This window comes from Nonomuraea terrae, from assembly GCF_004348995.1.
Taxonomy (GTDB): domain Bacteria; phylum Actinomycetota; class Actinomycetes; order Streptosporangiales; family Streptosporangiaceae; genus Nonomuraea; species Nonomuraea terrae.
In genome coordinates this window covers 19,666-27,266 of the sequence record NZ_SMKQ01000117.1, presented here as the reverse complement: position 1 = coordinate 27,266, position 7,601 = coordinate 19,666, and the positions used below count along the sequence as shown (strand labels likewise).

Sequence of the window (7,601 nt, the reverse complement as noted above, 5' to 3'; positions counted from 1 at the left end):
GGCCACCGAGGCCAACGTCCGTCCCGGATCGGACAGATACAAAGCGACGGCGTCCGCCTTGAACTCCGGCGGATACGACTTCATCGCCACGTGGAACTCCTTGTCTCCGGATCTCCATCATCCGGTACTCAAGGTGTCCACACTTCGGGGGCAGGCCCCAGGCAGGAGCTTGCTGATGCGGCCCGACAGCAGTGCACCGGCCAGCCCGCTGATACCGAGACCGGCCAGGACCGTGCCGGTGACCCGCGCATCACCGCCGCGTTCGCCGACGAGCACGATCAGCGGGATAGTAAACGCTCCGCCCAGCAGGTTGAGGACCATCACCGCTGGGGCGACCTCACGCAGGCCATGCTGGCGCCACAGCCATGCGATGGCCTCAGCCGCTTCCCGGCGCATGCCACGCCGTATTGGCCGCTGCTCCTCGCCATCATCTCGTGCAGAGGTTTGCGGTTCGTTCGCCGGGCGGCGCGGAACCTTCGCAAAAGCGTAGATGAGCGTGGCGGCAAGAAAAGTGATGGTGTCGACGACGAAGGGCACTGCCCGCCCCAGGCCGTACAGCAGGCCGCCGAGCGAAGGGCCGAGCAGCCCGGCCGCGTGGGTACGGGCCTCCTCCTGCGCATAGGCACTGTGCAGTTGGCCCGAGGGAATGATGCCGCGGATCGCCGTGTCCTGGACGGGATCGATGAACGCGGCGCACAGCCCGTCCAGCACCGCCAGCGTGACGTTATCTTGGGTGACTCTCAGTTGTCAGGCATGTATGGCAAGTAGCCTCCGCACGTACTTGCCTTACCAATATCTGGGGGTCGTCAGGCATGTTGGCCACGTCAGGTGCACTGGCCGGTGACGGATCGGTGTCGTGGGTGGTGGTCCCATACATTCCTTTCCCTGACGCGCACAGGGGCCCCGGCGCGTGTCGCGCCAGGGCCCCGAAGAGTTCAACACCATCTACCGGCCATCCGGCCGGCTCACCGTCGTCCACATCCGCCGTACTGCCTGGCGGTGATGCGGGGATCGCGGATATGTGACCTCAGACCACCTTTACTACTCCAAGGGCGGCGCCGCCATGGAGGACCGCGTCGCCAAGACGAGCATCTTCGGCTTCGCGGTCGGGGCCCTCGACGCCTACCGCCCCGCCGGCTCGTGCATCGTCGAGTGCGTCAAGACCCGGCTGGTGCACGCCGCGGTGCGGCACCTGCTGCAGCAGTCCCCCACTGGGGCGGCGACATCCCGATCAGCCAGGAGGACATGCTCGTCACCTGGCACACCCTGCCCACCTTCGCCATGCGCAAGATGATCGAGTGGAAGGTGCCGGTCCGGCCCGCCGAGCCGGAGGCGTACCTGCACGTCCGGCAGGTGACCGCGCACATGCTCGGCATCAAGGACGAGTACGTCCCCGCCACCTGGGACGCCGCCTACGCCCAGTCCGACCAGATCCTGCCCCGCAACATGGGCCCGACGCAAGAAAGGCGGCCCAGGGTCACGGGCGCCCGGGCCACTTGAGGGAGCAGACATTGACAGTGCGGGTCGAGAACTTCGGGATCTGGATGAGCCTGGATCTCGGTGCGATCCGTCCGTTCGCGAGGCGCTTCACCCGGTAGGCGCCGGGCCGGCCCCGGAAGTAGTGCGTGCCGTTGTCGTCGCGCGCGCTGGCCGCGACGCCCGGACCCACGACCGTGACCGACACGCCCCCCACGTGGGCACACCTGAAGACCAGCTTGAGGAGTCCGTACGGCGGTGTCGCCGCGGCCGAGGGAGGTGCGAAGCCGACGGTGGCCACGGCGAGGCTCATCGCGAGCGCGCCTGCAAGGGCAGAACGCCGGACAATGCTGAGCATGATGATCCTTTCCTGGAGAACTCGGCCACTCTAGCCTCGTCTCCCATATGGGCAACGTGGTTCGGAAAAATGGTGAAGCGTTTGCGGGGGTTTCTCACAGTGTGCGGCGGACGAAGCGCTATAGATCTGGCCGAAATGCCCCGGCACTCGGGCCTGTCTTCCTTCCGTGGCCACGCCGGTTCCCGTGGCACATTGATCACCATGTCTGCCTCCTTTGTGCCTTTTGAAGGGTCGCGCTGGTGATCTGTATGGTCGCGTCGGCCCTTTCGGGGTGCGCTTCGTCCGGCGACGGCTCTGTTGCTGCCGCGGCGAAGCCTTTGTCGGCCATGCCGTTGTGCCGTGCCCCTCAGGGGGCCGCGTTCGACCAGCACGCTGAGCACGCGACGTCCAGGCCGGGAGACGACGCGATCGAAGGAGTCTTCGTTTATCTGGGGTGACTCTCAGTGGTCAGGCATGTATGGCAAGTAGCCTCAGCACGTATTTGCCTTACCAATATCTGGGGGTCGTCAGGCATGTTGGCCACGTCAGGTGCACTGCCTCGGTACTACCGGCCTGAGCGGGCGATGGCTGGCGACGGGTCGGTGTCTTGGGTGGTGGTTGATGAGGATCTCGCTCTGCATGTCGAGGCGTGCGCGTATCTGGCGGGGCTGCGCGGGGCGGGCCGGGCGTTCAACACCGAGAAGACCTACGCCGGGCGGATCGCCTTGTACTTGTCGTACTGCCGTGGGTACGGCGTGGACTGGTCGCGCCCGAGCTTGGCGCGGCTGATGGCGATGATGCGGTGGCTGGTGGACGAGCCGATGCCGGTGCGGTCGCCCAAGCCGGGGACGACGGCGCGGTATCGCAGCGAAGCCACCGCGAACGCGATCATGGGACGGTCGGGGAGTTCCTGTCGTGGTCATGCCTGCAAGGTTGGGTGCCGCCGACGCTGGTCAACGCGCTGTCCCGGCCGAAGTATCTGCGGTTTCTGCCCGCGGGGTTCGACGCGGGCGAGGACGGCCATAACCGGACGGTGATGGCCCGCACGATCAAGTTCCGGGTCGCGGTGCCGGGCTATGAGTGGCTGTCGGATGAGGAGATCGCCGTGCTGCTCGGCCTGGCCCGGCACGCCCGCGACGCCTTCTTGATCCAATTCCTGGCGGAAACCGGCATGAGAATCGGTGAAGCGCTGGGGCTGCGCAGGCAGGACATGCACTTACTGCCGGATTCCCGGGTGCTGGGCTCCCGGATCGAGGGCCCGCACGTCCATGTCTGGCGGCGGGTGAACGCCAACGGCGCGTTCGCCAAGGCCCGCCAGCCGCGGACGATCCCGGTGGAGCGCGACACGATCGAGGCGTATTCGCACTACCGGTACGAGCGGGACGATGTCGGTCACGAAGCGTCTTCCTTGGATGCGAGGCGCGGTCACCTGGCCTGAGGCGCCACCTTCGGAGGCGAAGGCGGCGCCGGTTCCGGTTTCGGGCAGGTCGGGCGGGACCCGGAGAAGATACCTACCGGAGTTAACGCTGTCCACCGTTAATACCGAGCGGCCTGCACGCCCGCTCTGGCGCATGGGGGTCAGGCCGAGCGCCAGCGCCACAGTGATGCAGCCAATCGTGACGTCGGGATACGCCAGATCTGGCTGCTCCGATCGATAAGAGACGTACGAGACGGCCACGGAACTGCCGACCGCTCCTCCGAGGACGCGCGGTGGTGACCGATCCGACGGCCGCCGCGTACCGCGTCGAGTCGACCGCCTGGCTGCCCGCTATGGTCGCCGAGGTGCTCATGATGCCGAACCCGACCCCCAACGCGACCGACGCCGTCAGGCTTGCCGGAGAGGTGAATGGTGGATGGACCAGCATCAAGAAGCCGACCCCGCCGAGGAAGGCACCCGCGTAGATCGTCCACGGCAGCCCGACTCGGCGAACCAGTCGTGGGACGAACGGGCTGGCCAAAGCCACGGCGGTCGAGACAGGTACCAGGGCCAGGCCTGCTTCACCGGGGGTCATGCCGCCGTCGCCCAGCACCAGGGGTATTACGGTCAGCAGCGGAAACGACATCAGTCCATAGAGCAGCGACGTCAGCGCGCCCGCTCGGATTCCTGACGAGTTCCACAAAGCCGTGTCGATCACACCGGCTGGATGCCGTCGCGCTCTGACGAGGGCCCTTGCCGTACCGGCCAGCGCCACGGCCGCACCGCCAAGGATGGGTAACGAAGCCGGCCACCACTGACCGCCGTACGTCAGGAGCGAGACCAGCGCCGTGGTGGCAGCCGCGATGAGCAAGATCCCGACGACATCCGGCACGACGTGAGTTGGTCGCACACGGCCTCGGGACGGCAGGAAGAGCAGCAGCAACGCGAGGGCGGTCAGGCCGAGCGGCAGATAGAGCGCACACCAACCGGGCCCGTCCAGGGCGTGCCCGCCGAAGGCGTGGACACCCAGCTCTCCCGCGCCCGTGGCCGAGCCCCACAGCGTGATCGCGCCACGGCGTCGCTGATCCGAGCTGTGGCCGAGCAGCAGTCCGAGTGCCGCCGGCAGCATCAGAGCCGCTCGCCCGCTCTGCGCCAGCCGGCCGGCCAGCAGCACGGGCCAGAGCGGCGCGAACGCCACCGACAGAGCTCCTGCTCCGAAGAGCACCAGTCCGGCCGCCAGTACAACGCGCCGTCTCAGCAGATCCGCCAGCCGCCCCGTGGTGATCAGCAGGGCAGCCAGGCGCCAGATTCAGCGTGGCCATGAGATTGAGCTCGCCGAGCGGAACCGCTTGACTAATCGCGTCATGCCGAAGGACGCCCAGGGCCACCGTGGTGGCGATGGTGTCACCAATGACCACCGCCGCGACCAAACGCACCATCCCCAGGCGGGAGACGGCGCGAGCGTGCCGGCGCCGCCGAGAGGCCACCGGTACGGCGCCCGGATCGGGTGGTGCCTGAAGCTGTTGAGAAAATTACGCCCGGAACCGTAGGAACCAGACGTTTTTGGGCGGTTGCATCCCAGTTGTGACGGCGGAGCGGGACAGTTGCAAAGGGTGCAGGAACGTGTCGGTCTGATAAATCCGCGTACCGGCTGACGGTTCGCCCCAGCTGACCACGACCGTGTCCTCACCCTGCGATCCCGAGCCGAACGCCGGCCACCGCTCGAGCTGACCGCCGCACCATACGCGCCTACCATGGTGCCGACGCGCAACTCCGGTACGAACTGGCGATGCGGCCGACAGCCGGTCCATCAGGTCCGCGACCAGGAGTGGATCCCGTGTCAGCGAAGCCGTACGCGGCCGGTGGCGCGTACGCTCACATGCGCCAGTGCGCCGGCCGTCTCGTACTGGCGCGGTGTTCGAGCACCAGGCGGCCGTCCCGCTCGAACACCAGGTTGTTGGCCACCACCGTCAAGCGGCGCCGAAGCATCGGCTCGCCTTCCAGCCGCTGAACAACCGCGGCAACCCATTCCGCGGTGACGCGCCCGATCGGGCGGTGCACTTCCCCGATGCAACACCGTCGGCACGTCGTCTGCTGTGCTTCGTGCGGTGACGCCCAGCTTCGGGAAAGCCTTGTAGAGGTGCTGCCCCATGGTTCTGGGGCTCAGGAACAGGTGCGCGGCGATGTCCTTGTTCGACAGCCCTTGGGCGGCCAGGTGGACGATCTGTCGTTCCTGCGGGGTGAGTTGGGCGAAGCGGTCGACGCCGGTGTTGCGCTGGGTGCTTTCACCGTCCAGCCGTTTGACACCGGCTTCCCGCTGTGATCACTTGAACGGGTGCAGAGATGGGGGACGGCGGTGACCTGCCGGTCGCGCAAGTGCCCGTCAGGCGGCTCACCGTGTTAGAGACACGAAGCCCGCAACGGCTCTGGAATCGCGGCTTCATCCTGTTCTTCGCAGCTCGCAGCACGTCTCTGCTGGGTGACCACATGCTGCCCGTCGTCATCTCGGCCGCGATGATCCACGGCGGGTACGGCCTCAGCGGCGTCGGCTACGCGCTGGCCGCCCACCTCGCACCCTTCGCCATCCTCATGATCTTCGGCGGCGTCCTGTCGGACCGGTTCGGCGCCCGACGCATGATGATCTTTTCCGACGTCGTGCGCCTGGTCTTCCAGTCGCTGCTCGCCCTCCTCTTCGCCGTGGGCACACCCGAACTGTGGCAGGTGCTCATGCTCCTGGCGTTGATCGGAGCCGGAGGTGCCACCTTCCAGCCGGGGGTCGCCAGCATCACCCCGCAGATCGCCCAGGACGTGCAGCGGGCCAACGCCACGCTGCGCGTCTCCGAGTCGTTCATGAGCGTGATCGCACCCTCCCTGGCGGGGCTCCTCCTGACCGTCTCCGCGCCGTGGACGGTCTTCGCGATCGACGCGGCGACGTTCGCGGTCAGCGGCGCCTGCCTGTTCCTCCTGCGTCTCCCGGCGGCGCGCGGGGCGGGCGCGGGAGGCTCAACGTTCCGGCTCGATCTGGTGGTGGGGTGGCGGGAGTTCAGGTCGAGGACCTGGCTGTGGGGCGTGATCGTGATCTGGTGCGCCCTGCAGGTTACGGCGTCGGGCCCAACGCTGACCCTGGGCCACAGTACGATCGTCGCCCAGTACGGCGCGTCCACGCTCGGTCTCGTCATGTCCGCGATGGGCGTGGGGAACCTGCTCGGCGGGCTCGCCGCGATGACGATCAAGCCGGGGCGTCCGCTCCGGGCCGGAGCCATCACCCTGACGTGCTACAGCCTCATGCCGCTCGGCGTGGCCCTCGGCTGGCCACCAACCGCGCTGGCAGCCTGTTACGCGATCGCCGGCATGGGTGCGACCTTCTGGGTGGTCATGTTCAACACGGCCGTGCAGACCCATATCCCCCAGGAGCTCCTCGGCCGGGTTCACGCCTACGACGCCGCCGGCTCGCTCGTCATGAAACCCGTCGGCCAGGCGCTGGCGGGGCCCCTCGCCCTGCTGCTGGGAACGGTGCCGTTGCTGTTCGTGGCCTCCGCGATGGTGCTGGTCGTCTGCTGCCTGCTGCTCGCCGTCCCCGCCATACGCGGTCTCGCGCGGGCCGATTCCTGAACGCTGCGGCCCTGCCGGATCGCTCCGGATCATTCCGAGGCGTCCCATTCCGTTCGATCCGTTCGGCCGCGTCCAGAGCGTCGCCCAACTCAATCGAGACACGGCACGCCACGGCATACACAGACCGTAACCTAAGCAGCGCTCGCCGGCGGACATCCGGCAGCGGTGCTGTCCTCCGACTCCAGTCCGATACTGGCGCCCGCGAACGCCGGCACCAACACAAGCGTTTATAGGGGCCGGCTACGATCACCCACCCGAATTTGCCCTCCCATCCCGTTGCCGCCCGTCCGTTCCTCACGACCGGTTCGCCCCTGTCAGTGCGGCACGGCAGGATATGAGCGTGACGGAGCACGACATCACCGAGACACTGATCCACATGGGGTGTGTCGAATGCCCGAAGCTTCTGCGCGACGAGGCATAGATGCTGGAGCCGATCGAGACCACCCGGGAAAGTGTCGAGTTCGGCTACCACGTGAACGGCGGGTTCCGACCCTCACTCTGGTCGTGCCGTACAAGGGCGAGCATGAGGTCCTTCTCGCCATGCCGTCCACCTAAACACTGAGCCCGCCGCATGCCGACGCCCTGGACAGCAGCCATCTGCGGATCACGGTGGAAGGCCGGTTGGTCGACGGCGCCCAGGTCCGCGCCCGCTTCGACCGCAACCGGACAAGATCGAGCAGTAGCCGGGGTGGGCTCGCGAAGAGATCGACCGCCACAACGCGACGATCAGGAGGTCGGTACCTGGGCTCGTGCCGCGCC

General features: G+C 67.4%; 8 protein-coding genes and 2 pseudogenes. 3 read left to right on the top strand and 7 right to left on the bottom strand.

The window, feature by feature from the left end; genetic code table 11:
- Window positions 1–90 (bottom strand): annotated as a pseudogene (locus tag E1286_RS52180) (NUDIX hydrolase); the annotation flags it as partial.
- 27 nt (window positions 91–117) lie between these two features.
- On the bottom strand, window positions 118–711 hold the full coding sequence (locus E1286_RS29555; protein ID WP_246075295.1) for an MFS transporter: 594 nt from the start codon (window positions 709–711) through the stop codon (window positions 118–120).
- Window positions 712–1,002: 291 nt separating this feature from the next.
- Between E1286_RS29555 and E1286_RS29550 the strand changes: the two genes are divergently transcribed.
- Complete coding sequence (locus E1286_RS29550) at window positions 1,003–1,500, top strand: oxygenase MpaB family protein (protein ID WP_246075301.1); 498 nt, start codon at window positions 1,003–1,005, stop codon at window positions 1,498–1,500.
- On the opposite strand, the gene E1286_RS29545 is transcribed toward E1286_RS29550, so the two are convergent.
- The gene (locus E1286_RS29545) at window positions 1,478–1,834 is read right to left on the bottom strand and encodes a hypothetical protein (RefSeq protein ID WP_132617678.1); all 357 of its coding nucleotides are present in this window, start codon (window positions 1,832–1,834) and stop codon (window positions 1,478–1,480) included. The two genes, E1286_RS29550 and E1286_RS29545, sit on opposite strands and share 23 nt — an antisense overlap.
- Before the next feature lie 685 nt (window positions 1,835–2,519).
- On the bottom strand, window positions 2,520–2,690 hold the full coding sequence (locus E1286_RS49455) for a hypothetical protein (RefSeq protein WP_223190513.1): 171 nt from the start codon (window positions 2,688–2,690) through the stop codon (window positions 2,520–2,522).
- 60 nt (window positions 2,691–2,750) lie between these two features.
- Between E1286_RS49455 and E1286_RS49450 the strand changes: the two genes are divergently transcribed.
- A complete protein-coding gene (locus tag E1286_RS49450; protein ID WP_223190511.1) occupies window positions 2,751–3,251 on the top strand; it encodes a site-specific integrase in 501 nt (166 codons plus the stop codon).
- An 82-nt stretch (window positions 3,252–3,333) separates the two neighbouring features.
- Here the strand turns inward: E1286_RS49450 and E1286_RS29535 are convergent, their stop codons facing one another.
- The 3 genes and pseudogenes from E1286_RS29535 to E1286_RS52175 form a co-directional block, all read right to left on the bottom strand.
- Window positions 3,334–4,515 (bottom strand): MFS transporter, encoded by a 1,182-nt coding sequence (locus E1286_RS29535; protein ID WP_281282770.1) that lies wholly within the window; start codon window positions 4,513–4,515, stop codon window positions 3,334–3,336.
- 590 nt (window positions 4,516–5,105) lie between these two features.
- Window positions 5,106–5,300, bottom strand: a complete 195-nt coding sequence (locus E1286_RS29530; protein WP_132617674.1) for a lantibiotic dehydratase — start codon at window positions 5,298–5,300, stop codon at window positions 5,106–5,108.
- Between the two features lie 82 nt (window positions 5,301–5,382).
- Window positions 5,383–5,430, bottom strand: a pseudogene (locus tag E1286_RS52175) (hypothetical protein); the annotation flags it as partial.
- Between the two features lie 143 nt (window positions 5,431–5,573).
- On the opposite strand from E1286_RS52175, the gene E1286_RS29520 reads away from it, so the two are divergent.
- Window positions 5,574–6,842 (top strand): MFS transporter, encoded by a 1,269-nt coding sequence (locus E1286_RS29520; RefSeq protein WP_132617672.1) that lies wholly within the window; start codon window positions 5,574–5,576, stop codon window positions 6,840–6,842.
- The last annotated feature ends 759 nt before the right edge of the window (window positions 6,843–7,601 follow it).

Excerpts from the sequence above, each read along its gene's own strand:
- E1286_RS29550 (WP_246075301.1), top strand. The coding sequence starts at position 1,003 with ATGCGGGGATCGCGGATATGTGACCTCAGACCACCTTTACTACTCCAA.
- E1286_RS29545 (WP_132617678.1), bottom strand. The coding sequence starts at position 1,834 with ATGCTCAGCATTGTCCGGCGTTCTGCCCTTGCAGGCGCGCTCGCGATG.
- E1286_RS29520 (WP_132617672.1), top strand. The coding sequence starts at position 5,574 with ATGGGGGACGGCGGTGACCTGCCGGTCGCGCAAGTGCCCGTCAGGCGG.